Consider the following 14521-nt stretch of genomic DNA (forward strand, 5'->3'; position numbering starts at 1 on the left):
CGCGGCGCGATCCAGCCGGCTCGGGCCTCAGAATGGTGCCACGGCGTCATAGATCCGGTGTCCCCATCCAGGCTGCTGCACGTCCGACAGATTTCCGCGCCCGCCATAGGACACGCGCGCCTCGGCGATCTTGTCGTAGGAGATGGTGTTGGCTCGCGAGATATCGCGCGGACGCACGATGCCGCCGACCTTGAGCACGCGCATCTCCGTGTTGACGCGAAATTCCTGCGAGCCGCTGATCATCATATTGCCGTTCGGCAGCACGTCGGTGACGACGGCCGCGATCGAGAGCCTGATGTCCTCGGTGCGGTCGATCTGGCCGTTGCCCTTGATCTGGGTATTGGTGCTGAGATTGGCGTTGGCCGAACCCGTGTCGTTCCATCCAGCGATGTCCATCAGCCAGTCGAGCCCGAACTTGACCTGCGAATCGCGCGAACGGCCGGTCTTGTTGTCGAGCTTGGCCTTGTCCTGCATCGAGATGATCACCGTCACGACGTCGCCGGTGCGGCGGGCGCGCGGATCGCGGTAGAGATCGGTGCCGTCGTCCCAGGTCGAGCGATAGCTGACGGGCGTGCGCATGCGCGGCGTCACCGGGATCGGATCGGCCTGCATCCGCAGGCCGCTGCCGACGGGCGACATCTGCGGACCGGTCAGGACTTCGGCCGGATCATGGAAGCAACCGGCCAGAAGTACGGACGCCGCGAGCAGCGAGAGGATGAGGATCGGCTTGGTCATCTATTTGCTCTTTCCGTCGTCCACGCGACGCATGCCGCCGAGCAGGTCTGCGAGGTGCGCCGCGCGTGCCGTGTCCATCTCGTTGAAGATCGCGCTCGAGCTGCGCGGGCTGAGCTTGGCGAGCACTGCGGCCGCGGTCTCGTCGGCCATGCCGGCGATCTGCGTCGCCGCAGCTTCGGGCTTCATGCGCGAATAGATCTCGACGACGCTCGCTTCGGCCTTCTTCAGGAAGTCGTCGCGCAGCGCCATCCACTTCTCGTATTCGGCGCGCTTGGCCTCGACCTCGGCGATGCGCTCGCGCAGCAGGCTCTCGGCCTTCTCGAGCTCCTTGAGCTGCCAGGCCAGCCTGGCATCGACGGCGGGATCGGCGACGTTGCTGCAGAACAGCGCGATTTCGTTGTCCGGGGGCGGCGCAGCCTGCGGCGGTGCAGGCTTCGGCGGCGCCGTGACGCTGCCAGGCTTAGCCGGACGGGCAGGCGCCGGTGTCTCCGGCACCGCACCGGTGACCGCGGGGCCCGAATCTTCGGCCGCCCATGCCGTGGCCCGGACCGACGCATTGTCGACAGGTGTCGCGGTGGCCGACGGCTGCGGCTTCTGCGGTCCGCCAGCGCGGGCGCGGGCGAAGGAGAGCAGGTTGAGCGGTTTCGACGGCTTGGCCTCGTCCAAGGCGAGCGCGGGCGAGGCGCTCGCGAGCATTGCTGCCGCGGCCAGCAGGAGGAGTTTGCCTTTGTGATCCAGCTTCAGCATCGGGCCGCGTGCGATTCTCGCTTCAGACCTGAGCATTGAGCGACCAAGCTTGCACGACGCTTGCGCATCATTGCACGATGACGTCGGCCTGGAGCGCGCCTGCCGTCTTGATCGCCTGCAGGATCGCGATAATCCCCGATGGCTTCAGGCCAATCTGGTTCAGCCCGCGCACCAGGCGCTGGAGATCGACCCCGCTCAGGATCGCCACCTGCGATCCGGCCTCGTTGGCTTCGACCACGGTCTGCGGGACGACCACCGTCTGTCCCCGCGAGAACGGCGCCGGCTGCGACACAACCGGCATCTCCGTGACGCGAACCGTCAGATTGCCGTGGGTCACGGCGACGGTGGATATCCGCACGTCGCGCCCGATCACGACCGTGCCGGTGCGCTCGTTGATCACGACCCGCGCCGGCGTATCCGGCTCGACCACCAATTCGCCAATCTCGGCGAGGAAGCGAACAGGGCCGACATGACGCGGCTTCGACAGCACGATGGTGCGGTAGTCGCGCTCGAAGGCGATCTGCGCGCGGTAGCGACCGCCGGCGTAGCGGTTGACAGCGTCGAGGATGCGCGTTGCGGTGACGAAGTCCGGGTTCTTCAGCTGTAGCACCAGGAACTCCATCTCGTGGAGACTTCCCTGCACCTCGCGTTCGACCAGCGCACCGTTCGGGATGCGCCCGGCCGTCGGCGTGCCCTGGCTGACGTTCTGCGCCTGGCCTCCGACGCTGTAGCCGGCAACCGTGATCGCGCCCTGTGCCACCGCATAGACGGCGCCGTCCGCCGCGCGCAGCGACGTCATCACCAATGTGCCGCCGAGCAGCGACGTCGCATCGCCGAGCGAGGACACGGTGACGTCCATGCGCTCGCCGGGCCCGATCGAAGGCGGCAGGTCCGCCGTCACCATCACCGCTGCGACGTTGCGCGTGCGCAGCGTGGTCGGACGCGGGGGATTGTTGGTGCTCGTGGTCTCGTTCCTGACGTTGATGCCCATGTTCTCGAGCATCGACTGCAGGGACTGTTCGGTGAACGGAGCGTTGCGCAGCGTGTCGCCGGTACCGTTGAGGCCGATGACGAGGCCGTAGCCGACGATCTGGTTCTCGCGCAAACCCTTGATGTCCGCGATGTCCTTGATGCGGACGGCGGCCTGGGCGCCGGCGGCCGACACCAGCAGCATGAGCGCAAGCAGGAGCCTGGTCATGACCCGTCCATGACCTTGACGCTGCCGTCCGGCTGGACGACGCCCCTGATGATCACGCCGGTGTCCGTATTGCGCACGGGGATCAGCGCGCCGGCCGCACCCGACTGCATGGCCGAGCCGTAAGTGACGATGGAGAGGCCGCTGTCCTCGACCACGACCTTGACCATGGCGCCGCGCGCGACGGTCCAGGGGTCCTCCACCGCGTTCGTCGGAATGGGCTGGCCCGGCAACAGCGCGCGCCGCGCCATGCGGCCGACCAGGATCTGACGCGCCTCGATGAACATGGCGACGCCGAGCAGGCTCGGCGCGAAGGCGCGCTCGGTGATCATCTCCTCGCGGATTATCTCGCCGGCGCGGATCGAGACGGCCGGTACGGGAAGCCGCTTCTCCTCGGCCGCGGCGGCCCGCGCCGCGGCGAGAACCAGCAGCACGGCGGCCAACCCGCGCACGATCAGGCCCACCCTGTTCAACATCGAGACACCGGAACTAGCGCATGCCCTTCGAGACCGTCTGGGCCATTTCATCCGAGGCCTGGATGACCTTGGCATTCATTTCGTAGGCACGCTGGGCCGAGATCAACTCGGTGATTTCCTTGACCGGGTCGACGTTCGAGGCTTCGAGCCATTTCTGGTTGATCTTGCCATAGCCGGCATCGCCCGGCAGACCGACGACCGGCGTGCCGGACGCCGTGGTCTCCTTGTAGAGATTGCTGCCCAGCGGCTCGAGACCCGCTTCGTTAGCGAAGTTGGCGAGGTTGAGCTGGCCGATCTGCCGCGGATTCACTTCCGTGTCGAGCTTGGCAAACACCTGGCCGGTCTGGTTGACCGTGACCTCGACCGTCCCCTGCGGGATGGTGATCGCGGGATCCAGCAGGTAACCGTCGATCGTGACCAGCTGAGCGTTGGCGTTGACGTTGAACGAGCCCGCACGGGTGTATTGCACCTCGTTGTTGGGGCCGAGCACCTGAAACCAGCCACGTCCGTTGATCGCGAGATCATAGGGATTGCCGGTCTGCGTCAGCGCGCCCTGGATGTGCAGCTTGCGGATCGCCGCGGACTTGACGCCGAGGCCGAGATTGGCACCTTCCGGAATCGGCGACGAGCCGTTGGTGTTCGCGACCCCCTGCATGCGGTCCATCTGGTAGAACAGATCGGTGAACTCCGCGCGCGCCCGTTTGTAGGAGGTCGAGTTGATGTTGGCGATGTTGTTCGCGATGACTTCGATGTTGGTCTGCTGGGCGTTCATGCCCGTGGCCGCGATGGCGAGCGATTTCACTGGTCCCACTCCTTCAGATCAAATCGACATCCGAACGACTTCCTGGTAGGCCTGGACGACCTTGTCGCGAACCGCGACCGCCGTCTGCAGGGCCTGCTCGGCCGACATCAGCGCTTCCACGACGCGGCGCGTCGATTCCTTGCCCTGCATTGCCGAGATCGATGCCGCCTCGCCCGCCTTCAGCGTCCCGATCGCATCCGACGTCACCTGCTTCATCACCGATTCGAAGCCGACGTCGTCACTGGTCTGGATCGCGGTGGACGCCGCCGGCGAGACGGCCTGCGTCTCGGTCGCACGGCTCGCGGCTTGCCCTGCGGAAATCGCGGTGGATGAAATCGCCTCAAGCATGGTCAGCTCCTCAAGAGATCGATGGTCATGCCGAGCATGGACCTCACCTGCTTCACGACCTGGAGATTGGCCTCATAGGAGCGGTTGACCTCCCGCATGTCGGCCATCTCAATCATCATGTTCACGTTCGGCAGCTTGACGTAGCCGGCCTTGTCGGCGGCGGGATGCCCCGGATCGTACTCGACGCGGTAGGGCGTGGTGTCGACCCCGATCTCCTTGACCTTCGCGAGCTGCGCGCCCGAGGCGCGATCCATCGCCGCATCGAAGGTGATGGTCTTGCGCTGATACGGATCGGCGCCGGCGGCGCGCCCCGTCGAGGTGGCGTTCGCGAGGTTCTCCGAGACGATGCGCATGCGCGTCGACTGCGCTTCGAGCCCGGAGCTTGCGACCGTCAGCGAGGCGCTCAATGAGTCCAGCATGTCAATTCACCTCAGGACTTTGCACTCGACAGCACCATGCGGTGAAACGACCGCACGATCGCCGCGTTCATCGAATAGTCGCGATTGACGTCGCTGCCCTTGATCATTTCCTGCTCGAGGCTGACGGAGTTGCCGGAGTGAACCACTTCCCAGCTGTCCTTCTTCGCGGTCGCCCGCGTGTCGGTCTCGGCTGCGGCCAATTGCATGTGCGAGGGCGACGTCGTCGCAAGCCTCACCGGCATGCCATCGAGCACCTTGTTGAACGGCTCGACGTCGCGCGCCCGAAAGCCCGGCGTGTTGGCGTTGGCGACGTTGGTGGCGATGGTCGACTGACGCAGCTCGAGATAGCGCGCCTGCGACGATGCGAGTTCGAAGAGAAAAAGCGGTCCCACGACGGCCCCATTCTGATCCATTCGGGACGAGCCTAGGGCGTTAAGCTTTCGTCAAGCTGTTGCGCGAAGTACCATCCTCGGAAATCTATCGGACGTTCTCGGGCCGTGGCGCCTGCTTGGATTGGAGGAAGTAGATGATCTCGGCAACGGGCCGGAAGAATTCCGCCGGAATCACCTGATCGACCTGGACTGCCTCGTAGAGCGCGCGCGCCAGCGCCTTGTTTTCGATGACGGGGATTCGGTTCTGCTCGGCAATCTCGCGGATCTTCAGCGCGATCACGTCCATGCCCTTGGCCACGACCAGCGGCGCGGCGTTTTCCTCGCGCTTGTAGCGCAGCGCGATCGCGAAGTGCGTCGGATTGGCAATCACCAGCGTCGCGCGCGAGGCCGAGGCGATCATGCGCTGGCGCGAACGGTCGCGCGCCAGCGAGCGCAGGCGCGCCTTGATCAGGGGATCGCCTTCCGCCTGCTTGTGCTCGTCCTTGATCTCCTGCTTGGTCATGCGCAGCTCGCGCCGCCAGTGGAAGCGCGCCCAAGCGAGATCGATCGCCACCAGCACGATGGTGGCGATGCAGATCGCCGAGACGATGCGCATCGCGAGGTTGAGGATCATCTCCGGCAGTGCGACCGGGTCGGTGTACATGGCCTCGAAGGCCCTTGCTTCGGACGCGCGCAGCACGAAGGCGACCACGGCGGTCACCGCGGCGAGCTTGAACAGCGACTTGGCGAACTCGATCAGGCCCTGCGTCCCGAACAACCGCTTCCAGCCGGTGACGGGAGAGATTCGCGACAAGTCAGGCTTGATCCGCTCGAGCACCAGGCGCGGCGCGTTTTGCAGCAGCGAGGCCGCGAGCCCGAACACCACCAGGATGACCACCAAGGGCACCAGGAACCGCAGCGCCTGCAGGCCGACCACGGTGAGCAGGTTCTGCGCGTCCGCACCGGTCGAGAGCGGGAAGCCCTCGGGATCGTCGAGCAGGCTCTTCAGCGTCGGCGTCAATTGCTGCACGCCCTGGCCGATCAGGAATGCCTGGATCACCATCAGCGCGGCCATCGAGGCGAAAATGGAGGCCTCCCGAGAGACCGGAATCTTGCCCTGTTCGAGCGCATCGCGGACTTTCTTCTCGGTCGGCTCTTCTGTCTTGCTCTCCTGATCGGATGTTTCTGCCATGCCCGTTCAGCGGTCAGCGGAAGACCAGCTCATCCTCCTGCTCGGGGTTGAGCTCGATTTCGCCCTTCTCCGCCAGCTCGAGCGCAAGGTCGGTGATCACGCGGCGCGCCTCGAGCACGTCGCGCTGGTTGGACGGCTCGCCGATCGCGAGCTCGGCCTCGACGACGCGGCGGACGCGCGAGGCGACCGCGGACAGGATCACCTCGCGGAAATGCTTGTCGGTGCCCTTCAGTGCGACCACGATGCGGTCGGTCGGAACCTGGTCGAAGATCATGGTGCGCGCCTTCGGCGCCAGGTTGATGACGTCGTCGAAGGTGAACAACAGCTCCTTTAGCACCTCGGCCGACTTCGGACGCTTCTCCGACAGGCTCTTCAGGATGTCCTCGATGTGGCCGCGCTCCATCTTGTTGATGATGTCGGCGACGCGGGCGTAGGTGTCGGCGCCGAGGTTGCGGGCGAAATTCAGCGTCAGATCTTCGTGCAGCGTCTTCTCGAGGACCTTCATCGCGTCATCAACGATCGGCTTGAGGCTGAGCACGCGCCGCATCAACTCGTTGCGCAGACTCGACGGCAGCTGGCTCATGACCTTGGCGGCGCAGGACGGCTTGACTTTGGACAGGATGAGCGCCGCGGTCTGCGGATGCTCCTTGGACAGGTAGGTGGCCAGCGAATTTTCCGACACCGACGAGACGCGGTCCCACACAGAGCGGCTCGAATTGCCGAGTAGGTCCGTCATGATCGCCGAAACCTGATCGGCCGGAAGCACGTCGCCGAGCACCGCTTCCAGGCCACCGAGGGTGCCGAGAATGTTCGCGCCCATCGAGAACTGCTGGGCGAACTCCTCGACGATCCCCTCGAGCTCCTGCGCGGTGATCGGCCGCAGCTCCGCCGCCGCCTTGGTGACGATGCGGATCTCCTGCGGCTCGAACTGCTGAAGCACGCTCGCCGCCGCCTGCCGGCCCATGGCCAGCAGGAGCGCGGCGACCTTTTCCGTGCCGCCCAGCGTGGTAACGCCTCGCTGCTTGACGGGAGCGATGCCGACCGGTGCCGCCATGGTCAGGTATCACCCTGCCCCAGCGGTCCGACGATCTCCGTGAGTGAGACGCCGAAGCGGGAATTGTCCTCTTCGACGACGACCACCTCGCCGCGGGCGACGATGCGGCCGTTGACGACGACGTCGACGGGCTCCCCGACCCGGTGATCGAGCGGAACCACCGCGCCGCGTCCGAGCTTCATCAGGTTCGCCACCGGAATGGTCGCCGATCCCAGCACCACCTGCATGGTGACGGGAATGCGCAAGATGGCGTCGACATTGGCGAACTTGCCGGTCTCCTCGGCCGTGCGCTGGGCGATCTCGGCCAGGCGTTCCAGCGGTGACGTCTCGGTCTCAGCCGATGCAGGTGCAGACTCGTAGTCGAATGATTGCGCCATATGGTATCGCCTCTTGGTACTTCCGCTGCCGGAGCGCCGTGGCGTTCCGGCCGTATTGCTCTGCCGGTGCCGGCATTCAGTGCTTGTTCAGCTCGGCGGTCGCGGCCGTCGCCGCGGGTGCGAGCCCGCTGCGCGCATCGAGCGCTGCGATCGCCTCGTGAGCCTGGTCGATCTTCGTGCTCAGCACGTTGGCGAGGCGTCCGAGATTCGCCGTGGAATCGTGCGCCGCGGTGATGACCGTGTCGAAGGCACCCGCGGTCTCGTGCATGATGGTTGAGAATTCGCCCTGATAGCTGCGCAGCCGCGCCAGCTCGCGATGCATCCTGGTCACCCGCAGGCTGGTGAAGGCGAGCGCAACCAGCAGCACGATATCAACGAGATAGGATATCATCGACGAACTCCCGCTTCTGATCGACGGGATCTGCCACCTGCATGGCGTAATAGCCGTCGAGCTGGCCGATCTGACACCAGAACAACACCTGATTGTTGCTTTCGAGACGGGCCAGCGTGCGCGGCGTGGCCTCGAGCTCGAGCACCTGCCCGACCTCGAACTTCACGACGTCGCCGAGCGTCACCATCTTCTCGTCGAGGACGGCGCTGAGGGTCACCTCGGTCCGCTGCACCTCGCTTTCCATCTGTTCGCGCCAGCGTGGGTCGGCGGCGCGACCGTCGCTGACGACCACGTGAGCGAGCTTCTGACGCAGCGGGTTGAGCGCGGAGTGCGGAATGATCAGGAACATCTGACCGCCGCGGTAGAGTGCCTGCACCATCATGTTCGCGCAGATCGACATGTTGCTGGCGCGTCCGATCGCCAGCGACGCCATCGCGGTCTCGACACGCTCGACGCGGAAGGTGACGTTGGACGTTCCGGCGAAGGCGCCTTGCAGCGCCTTGGCGAACCGCTCGAACAGCGCCTGGACCAGCCGTATCTCAATGTTCGAGAACGTCCGTTCGACGTCAAGCGGCGGTTCCGCTCCGTCAGAGCCGAACATCGCCTCGACCATCGTGAATACGAAGTCGCGGTCGAGCATGATAATGACGCGCGAATCCCACTGCTCGGCATAGAGCACGGCCGCGACCGCGTTGCCCTCGTAGTCCTTGATGATGTCGCCGAGCGGATCGTTGGTGATGCCGTTGACCGAGAAATAGCAGGGCGTTCCGGCCATCGGCTGCAGGCTGTCGGTGCACGATGCCGCCATGCGATCGAAGATCACATTGAGCATCGGCATACGCTCGATCGATATGCCGGCAGCGTCCAGCAGGTAGTTCGGCAGCTGCTTGCGCTGGTCGACTTCTGCGTCTTCCATCATCATGCGCGCGCCGCCTTGGGTTCAGCGTCGGCAGCGACGGGCTTGGGACCTGCGATCGTCTCGTTTTCGACGACGTCGATCGAGGGACGCTCGCTGCTGGAGATCATCTTGCGGCCGTGCTCGACGGCGATCTGCGGCATGGCACCGTTCATGAATGCCAGCAGCGTCTGCTTGACGATGATGTAGGGCCGACACTTCTTCTCGCGCGTCATCTTGATCTTGATCGCGAAGGGCGAAAGCACGCCATAGGACAGGAAGATGCCTGCGAAGGTGCCTACCAGGGCTGCACCGATAAATCCGCCCAATAGCTTCGGCGACTGGTCGAGCGCGCCCATCGCCTTGATGACGCCAAGCACGGCGGCGACGATGCCGAGCGCCGGCAGCGCCTCGGACACCGTCACCAGCGCATGATAGGGCGCCAGCTTGCCTTTCACGATGGTATGGATCTCCTCGTCCATCAGCGCCTCGATCTCGTGCGTGCGCGCATTGCCCATGATGATCAGGCGGACATAGTCGCAGATGAACTGGAGCAGCGAGGGATCTCCGAGCACGCTGGGGAACGCCTTGAAGATTTCGGAGGAGGCGGGATCGTCGATATGCGCCTCGACTTCGTTGCGCCCCTTGCCACGCAGCTCGCGCATCAGAGCGTGGAGCGCGCCGAGCAGGTCAAGGTAGTAGCGCTGGCCGGGCACCGCGCCGGTGATGGCCTGCATGCAGGCGACGCCCGTGTCCACCACCGTCTTCCATGGATTGGCCACGATAAAGGTGCCGACCGCGGTTCCCATGATGATCACGAACTCCCACGGCTGCATGAGCACGGCCAGGTGCCCGCCCATGGCGGCAAAGCCGCCGAGCAGCGCCGCTACCGTGATGAAAATCCCCACGAAACTGCCCAACGCGCCGCTCCATCGCCGATCCCACCTGGAATACCTAGTCGGCGACGCTTGCGCGAAGCTGGCTTCGAGGTCGCCAGCCCCGCGCAAGCAATTGGCGGCAGCTTGAAGCGGGGTCGCGACCTGCGGCCAGAGGGGCGCGTGTCATGCTATCCACCATCGCGGACTACACCAGGCTGACCAAAGACATGGGCAAGTCGCTGACGCAGGTCGCGAAGCAGCCGGACGTCAGCCGCGACACCGACTATTTCCTCGGCCATATCGGCAAAGTGAAGACCATCGACGATTTCCTGAAGGACTATCGTCTCTATTCCTATGCGATGAAGGCCTATGGCCTCAGCGACATGACCTACGCCAAGGCGTTCATGCGCAAGGTGCTGACCGAGGGGGTCACGAGCAAGGACGCCTTCGCCAACAAGCTGACCGACACCCGCTACCGGCAATTCGCGACCGCCTTCAATTTCGCCGCACTCGGCGACAAGGCGACCCAGACCGCCGCGGCCACGACCGGCACCGCGACCCAATACGTCACGCAGACGATGGAGGAGAAGGCCGGCGATCAGAACGAAGGCCTGCGTTTGGCGCTGTATTTCACCCGCAAGGCTTCCACGATCACGACCGCCTACCAGATCCTGGCCGACAAGGCGCTGACGCAGGTGGTGCAGACCGCGCTCGGCCTGCCGTCGACGATCAGCGCAGCCAACATCGACGCCCAGGCCAAGATGATCGCGGACAAGATCAAGCTCACCGACTTCCAGGATCCCGCCAAGGTGACCAAGTTCGTGCAGCGCTTTGCGGCGATGTGGGATGCGACCCAGGCCCGGAACGACAGCTCGACCAATCCCGCGCTGGTCCTGATCGCCGGCGCCGCGACGTCGGTCAGCATGGATACCAACGTGCTCACGACGCTTCAGAACATCAAGTTCAACAGGTAAGTCATGCAATCGGCTCTCTATGTGGGATTGTCGGCGCAGGTCGCCCTCGAAAAGCGCCTCCAGACGATCGCCAACAACGTCGCCAACGTCAACACGGCCGCGTTCCGCACCGACGTGGTGAAGTTCGAGACCGTGCTGTCCAAGGCGGGGCCGACGCCGGTGGCGTTCTCCTCGCCCGGCGACAACATCATCTCGCGAGAGATGGGCAACATCACCGAGAGCGGCAACCCGCTCGACGTCGCCGTGGTCGGCCAGGGCTGGATCGCCTTCGCCGGTCCGAACGGCACGGTCTACACGCGCGACGGCCGGCTCCAGATCGCCCCCAACGGCGATCTTCAGACCGTGAGCGGCTTTCCGATCGTCGATTCCGGCGGCGCGCAGATCACGCTCGACCCGAACGGCGGACCGATCTCGATCGCGCGCAGCGGCGCAATCATCCAGGACAACAACGAGATCGGCACCATCGGCCTGTTCAGCATTCCGGCCGACGCCACTCTCGAACGCTACGGCAATTCCGGCGTGACGCCCGACCGGCCTGCGACCGCCATCGCGGACTTCTCCCGGGACGGCTTCAAGCAGGGCTATGTCGAAGGCTCCGGCGCCAATCCGATGCTCGAGCTGACGCGGCTGATCTCGGCTTCGCGCGCCTTCGACGGCACCAACTCGATGATCGAGGGCACCGAGAGCTCGCTGCAGAACGCGATCCGGACCCTCGGCGAACCCGGCAAGTAGATTACGCGCCAAGCGCGCAGGATGAGGTTGGACGGTTTCCTTGAACGCTCTTCGGCAACTCGAGTGGGCGCTGCTGGAGCTTCAGCAGAGCACTCCCCTGGCAAGCGTCAGCGGCGCGATCTCCGAGATCGCGCCGACGCATTTCCGCGTCTCCGGCCTGTCGCGCTTCGTCAGGCTCGGCGAGCTCATCGGCGTCGATTGCGGCGGTAAGCGCCAGATCGGCGAGGTGGTGCGGATCGACAGCGACGGCATCATCGCCAAGCCGTTCGACCGGCAATTTGGCGGCGGGCTCGGCTCGGCGGCCTACCGGATGCCGCCGCTGTCCTTCGCGCCCGATCCGAGCTGGAAGGGCCGCGTCATCAACGCCCTCGGCGCGCCGCTGGACGGACAGGGGCCGCTCACGCAAGGGTCGCAGGCGGTCTCGGCGGAGGCGGAGGCGCCGTCGGCCATGAAGCGTGCGCGCGTGCACAAGCCGCTGCGCACCGGCGTACGCGTCATCGACCTGTTCGCGCCGGTCTGCGCCGGCCAGCGCGTCGGCATCTTTGCCGGATCGGGCGTCGGCAAATCGACGCTGCTCGCGATGCTCGCCCGCAGCCAGGGCTTCGATACGGTCGTGCTGGCCCTGGTCGGCGAGCGCGGCCGCGAGGTGCGCGAGTTCATCGAGGACGTGCTGGGCAACGACCGTCATCGCGCTGTCACAATCGTCTCGACGGGCGACGAAAGCCCGATGATGCGGCGACTGGCGCCGAAGACGGCGATGGCGGTGGCCGAATATTTCCGCGACCGCGGCGAATCGGTCCTGCTGATGGTGGATTCGATCACCCGTTTTGCCCACGCCGCCCGCGAGGTCGCGCTCGCCGCCGGCGAGCCCGCGGTGGCGCGCGGCTACGCGCCGACGGTCTTCACCGATCTGCCGCGCCTGCTCGAGCGCGCCGGTCCGGGCGAGGAGGGATCCGGCACCATCACCGGGATCTTCTCCGTGCTGGTCGACGGCGACGATCACAACGAGCCGATCGCCGACACCATCCGCGGCACGCTCGATGGGCACATCGTGCTCTCAAGGCACATCGCCGACCAGGCGCGCTATCCGGCCGTCGACGTTCTGGCCTCGGTCTCCCGCCTCGCCCACAACGTCTGGGACCCCGAGGAGCGCGAATTGGTGAGCAAGCTGCGCGCCATGATCGCGAAATACGAGGACACGCGCGACCTTCGCCTGATGGGCGGCTATCAGCCGGGACGTGATTCGGGCCTCGACCAGGCGGTCGAGATGGTTCCGCGAATCTACAACGCGATGCGACAGGGCGCATCGGCCCCGCCGAGCGCCGATCCGTTCCGCGAGCTTCGGGACATGCTCAAGGGCGACTGACGGGTGGAGAGGGTGAGGCGCCTGCCGTCCGCCCTGCCCGTGGTTTTCGACAGGAGATTGCGCATGTCGCTACGCTTCCAGCGCATGCGCGTGCACACCGGCTCACCCATTTTCGTCGTGAGCGAATTCGCCGTTTGCGGTGTGCACGAGCTGGCAAGCGCTGTGCAAGCGATCGAAGAGTCTATTCTGCAAGCACGACGGGAACAACCGCCGCGTGCAATTCCAATGAGTTCCCTCGACGATTCCGCGGCAGAACGCACAAGTTGTGGATGACGTGCCGCCAAACGTCATCGTGATGCACAAGCTTCGATCAGTTTGCATCAACGCAAGACAACAACGCGCGTGCAATCAAACTCTCACAATATCGAGTGCATATTACTCGCCGCGCCATGTATTGCGTTCACCATCATGTGTCCCGAACAACGAGATTGCCCTTGAACGTTACATTCGCCTGCCACGACATCCAGCCTGTGAGAGGGTCTCTACTTGATTTTGTTGAGAAGCTCATCCATCGTTTTGGTTGAGTATAAGAAACGTCTGCTTGTGACTTGAACTTTGGGGGCTTCGGTTGAGCTACTCCGATCCACCGTTTGCCGGCGACGGCAACCCGAGCTCCCGCGCGACGACCACGCCGTTGGCATGCCATCAGCGATACGGCTTCTCGCTGCGGACGATGCGACGCTCATCGGCCGAGGTCGGGCGCGGTGCGATCCGCGCCATTGTGCGAGAGTTCGACAGGGCATGCTCGTCTGACACTCAGGGCGCAAAGCGGCTTCGGGACGCCGCAGACGAAGTTCCGGGGACGAGGTAGATTCATGCCATTGGCGCGGGAAGCCGTCGAGCTGCTGGTTCAGGCGGCGCGGGCTTGGTATTTCGAAGGCAATCAGCATGGATTGCGCGATCGGGAATGGATGGCGCTGCGCTTTCTCGGGCGCGCCAACAGGTTTTCGCGCACGCCGTCCGCACTGGCCGGCTTCATCGGCGCCACACGCGCGACGGCGTCGCAGATCGTGAAGACTCTGGAGAGCAAGTCGTTCCTGGTGCGAAAGCCGTCGCATGAGGACAAGCGTTCCGTCGTCCTGCACGTCACGCCGCAGGGCGAGAAATGCCTGAGCCAGCACGACCCGATCAATCACGTGGTCAACGCGGTGACGTCGCTCGGGACCGAGGAGTGCATCAGGCTGCGCGACTCTCTCCGCGAGATCCTCAATCACCTCGATGCTGCCCATCAGCGGCTCGAAGCGAGCATCTGCCGGGACTGCATGTTTCTCGCAGAGCGCGGGCCGGGCACCGGCAAGGGGCGTGGAAACGCCGAATTCATGTGCCGGCTCTATCGTGCTCCGATCTCGCTCGAGGAGACCGAGCTGCTCTGCACCAGCTTCGAGCGCACGCGTGACCGCCCCAAGATCGAGCAGCATCTCGACCGCGAGCGCATGGCGAGCCAGGGCTGAGGCCGCCAAGAGGCGGCGCTCCATCAACGTCATTGCGAGCGAAGCGAAGCAATGACGGAGTATGAGGCGATAGCTCGCTCTCCGAGTGACGGCTGTCACTCCCCGCGAAGGCGGGGAA

18 protein-coding genes are annotated in these 14521 nt (G+C 65.0%); 4 read left to right on the plus strand and 14 right to left on the minus strand.

What is annotated here, in order from left to right; genetic code table 11:
• Positions 1-27: 27 nt before the first annotated feature.
• From flgH to motA, 14 genes are all read right to left on the minus strand, one after another.
• Complete coding sequence (gene flgH, locus XF30_RS31355; RefSeq protein WP_057030122.1) at positions 28-735, minus strand: flagellar basal body L-ring protein FlgH; 708 nt, start codon at positions 733-735, stop codon at positions 28-30.
• Positions 736-1482, minus strand: a complete 747-nt coding sequence (locus XF30_RS31360) for a MotE family protein (RefSeq protein WP_036027426.1) — start codon at positions 1480-1482, stop codon at positions 736-738.
• 67 nt (positions 1483-1549) lie between these two features.
• Positions 1550-2680 (minus strand): flagellar basal body P-ring protein FlgI, encoded by a 1131-nt coding sequence (gene flgI, locus XF30_RS31365; RefSeq protein WP_036007006.1) that lies wholly within the window; start codon positions 2678-2680, stop codon positions 1550-1552.
• Positions 2677-3153 carry a flagellar basal body P-ring formation chaperone FlgA gene (gene flgA, locus XF30_RS31370; RefSeq protein ID WP_192893306.1) on the minus strand — a complete coding sequence of 159 codons (477 nt, stop codon included), beginning with the start codon at positions 3151-3153 and terminating at the stop codon, positions 2677-2679. The genes flgI and flgA overlap by 4 nt, the downstream gene beginning before the upstream one ends.
• 13 nt (positions 3154-3166) lie before the next feature.
• Positions 3167-3955 carry a flagellar basal-body rod protein FlgG gene (flgG, locus tag XF30_RS31375; protein ID WP_036006992.1) on the minus strand — a complete coding sequence of 263 codons (789 nt, stop codon included), beginning with the start codon at positions 3953-3955 and terminating at the stop codon, positions 3167-3169.
• An 18-nt stretch (positions 3956-3973) separates the two neighbouring features.
• Positions 3974-4303 carry a flagellar hook-basal body complex protein FliE gene (gene fliE, locus XF30_RS31380; protein WP_109144820.1) on the minus strand — a complete coding sequence of 110 codons (330 nt, stop codon included), beginning with the start codon at positions 4301-4303 and terminating at the stop codon, positions 3974-3976.
• A 2-nt stretch (positions 4304-4305) separates the two neighbouring features.
• Entirely contained in the window at positions 4306-4722 is a 417-nt protein-coding gene (gene flgC, locus XF30_RS31385) for a flagellar basal body rod protein FlgC (RefSeq protein ID WP_036006988.1), read from the minus strand.
• 11 nt (positions 4723-4733) lie between these two features.
• Positions 4734-5135: a flagellar basal body rod protein FlgB gene (gene flgB / locus XF30_RS31390; protein WP_109144821.1), complete on the minus strand. Its 402-nt coding sequence runs from the start codon at positions 5133-5135 to the stop codon at positions 4734-4736.
• A 64-nt stretch (positions 5136-5199) separates the two neighbouring features.
• A complete protein-coding gene (gene flhB / locus XF30_RS31395; RefSeq protein WP_109144822.1) occupies positions 5200-6285 on the minus strand; it encodes a flagellar biosynthesis protein FlhB in 1086 nt (361 codons plus the stop codon).
• Between the two features lie 13 nt (positions 6286-6298).
• Positions 6299-7339, minus strand: coding sequence for a flagellar motor switch protein FliG (locus XF30_RS31400; protein ID WP_109144823.1), 1041 nt, complete (start codon positions 7337-7339; stop codon positions 6299-6301).
• A 2-nt stretch (positions 7340-7341) separates the two neighbouring features.
• The gene (gene fliN / locus XF30_RS31405) at positions 7342-7716 is read right to left on the minus strand and encodes a flagellar motor switch protein FliN (protein ID WP_036006979.1); all 375 of its coding nucleotides are present in this window, start codon (positions 7714-7716) and stop codon (positions 7342-7344) included.
• Positions 7717-7792: 76 nt separating this feature from the next.
• Positions 7793-8107: a hypothetical protein gene (locus XF30_RS31410; RefSeq protein ID WP_036006976.1), complete on the minus strand. Its 315-nt coding sequence runs from the start codon at positions 8105-8107 to the stop codon at positions 7793-7795.
• Positions 8088-9029: a flagellar motor switch protein FliM gene (locus tag XF30_RS31415; RefSeq protein WP_036006973.1), complete on the minus strand. Its 942-nt coding sequence runs from the start codon at positions 9027-9029 to the stop codon at positions 8088-8090. Before XF30_RS31415 ends, XF30_RS31410 begins: the two co-directional genes overlap by 20 nt.
• Positions 9026-9922, minus strand: coding sequence for a flagellar motor stator protein MotA (gene motA / locus XF30_RS31420; RefSeq protein ID WP_036006971.1), 897 nt, complete (start codon positions 9920-9922; stop codon positions 9026-9028). Before motA ends, XF30_RS31415 begins: the two co-directional genes overlap by 4 nt.
• A gap of 143 nt (positions 9923-10065) precedes the next feature.
• Here motA and XF30_RS31425 point away from each other — a divergent pair, with 143 nt between their 5' ends.
• From XF30_RS31425 to XF30_RS31440, 4 genes are all read left to right on the plus strand, one after another.
• Complete coding sequence (locus tag XF30_RS31425) at positions 10066-10854, plus strand: DUF1217 domain-containing protein (RefSeq protein WP_036006968.1); 789 nt, start codon at positions 10066-10068, stop codon at positions 10852-10854.
• Between the two features lie 3 nt (positions 10855-10857).
• On the plus strand, positions 10858-11586 hold the full coding sequence (gene flgF / locus XF30_RS31430) for a flagellar basal-body rod protein FlgF (protein WP_109144824.1): 729 nt from the start codon (positions 10858-10860) through the stop codon (positions 11584-11586).
• A 40-nt stretch (positions 11587-11626) separates the two neighbouring features.
• On the plus strand, positions 11627-12952 hold the full coding sequence (gene fliI / locus XF30_RS31435) for a flagellar protein export ATPase FliI (RefSeq protein ID WP_036006962.1): 1326 nt from the start codon (positions 11627-11629) through the stop codon (positions 12950-12952).
• Between the two features lie 815 nt (positions 12953-13767).
• Positions 13768-14403 (plus strand): MarR family winged helix-turn-helix transcriptional regulator, encoded by a 636-nt coding sequence (locus XF30_RS31440; protein WP_036006959.1) that lies wholly within the window; start codon positions 13768-13770, stop codon positions 14401-14403.
• The last annotated feature ends 118 nt before the right edge of the window (positions 14404-14521 follow it).

Origin of the sequence: Bradyrhizobium sp. SUTN9-2 (assembly GCF_003122645.1) — a bacterium.
Classification (GTDB): domain Bacteria; phylum Pseudomonadota; class Alphaproteobacteria; order Rhizobiales; family Xanthobacteraceae; genus Bradyrhizobium; species Bradyrhizobium yuanmingense.

Excerpts from the sequence above, each read along its gene's own strand:
- flgH (WP_057030122.1), bottom strand. The coding sequence starts at position 735 with ATGACCAAGCCGATCCTCATCCTCTCGCTGCTCGCGGCGTCCGTACTT.
- XF30_RS31360 (WP_036027426.1), bottom strand. The coding sequence starts at position 1,482 with ATGCTGAAGCTGGATCACAAAGGCAAACTCCTCCTGCTGGCCGCGGCA.
- flgI (WP_036007006.1), bottom strand. The coding sequence starts at position 2,680 with ATGACCAGGCTCCTGCTTGCGCTCATGCTGCTGGTGTCGGCCGCCGGC.
- flgA (WP_192893306.1), bottom strand. The coding sequence starts at position 3,153 with ATGTTGAACAGGGTGGGCCTGATCGTGCGCGGGTTGGCCGCCGTGCTG.
- fliE (WP_109144820.1), bottom strand. The coding sequence starts at position 4,303 with ATGCTTGAGGCGATTTCATCCACCGCGATTTCCGCAGGGCAAGCCGCG.
- flgC (WP_036006988.1), bottom strand. The coding sequence starts at position 4,722 with ATGCTGGACTCATTGAGCGCCTCGCTGACGGTCGCAAGCTCCGGGCTC.
- flgB (WP_109144821.1), bottom strand. The coding sequence starts at position 5,135 with ATGGATCAGAATGGGGCCGTCGTGGGACCGCTTTTTCTCTTCGAACTC.
- flhB (WP_109144822.1), bottom strand. The coding sequence starts at position 6,285 with ATGGCAGAAACATCCGATCAGGAGAGCAAGACAGAAGAGCCGACCGAG.
- XF30_RS31400 (WP_109144823.1), bottom strand. The coding sequence starts at position 7,339 with ATGGCGGCACCGGTCGGCATCGCTCCCGTCAAGCAGCGAGGCGTTACC.
- fliN (WP_036006979.1), bottom strand. The coding sequence starts at position 7,716 with ATGGCGCAATCATTCGACTACGAGTCTGCACCTGCATCGGCTGAGACC.
- XF30_RS31410 (WP_036006976.1), bottom strand. The coding sequence starts at position 8,107 with ATGATATCCTATCTCGTTGATATCGTGCTGCTGGTTGCGCTCGCCTTC.
- XF30_RS31415 (WP_036006973.1), bottom strand. The coding sequence starts at position 9,029 with ATGATGATGGAAGACGCAGAAGTCGACCAGCGCAAGCAGCTGCCGAAC.
- XF30_RS31425 (WP_036006968.1), top strand. The coding sequence starts at position 10,066 with ATGCTATCCACCATCGCGGACTACACCAGGCTGACCAAAGACATGGGC.
- flgF (WP_109144824.1), top strand. The coding sequence starts at position 10,858 with ATGCAATCGGCTCTCTATGTGGGATTGTCGGCGCAGGTCGCCCTCGAA.
- XF30_RS31440 (WP_036006959.1), top strand. The coding sequence starts at position 13,768 with ATGCCATTGGCGCGGGAAGCCGTCGAGCTGCTGGTTCAGGCGGCGCGG.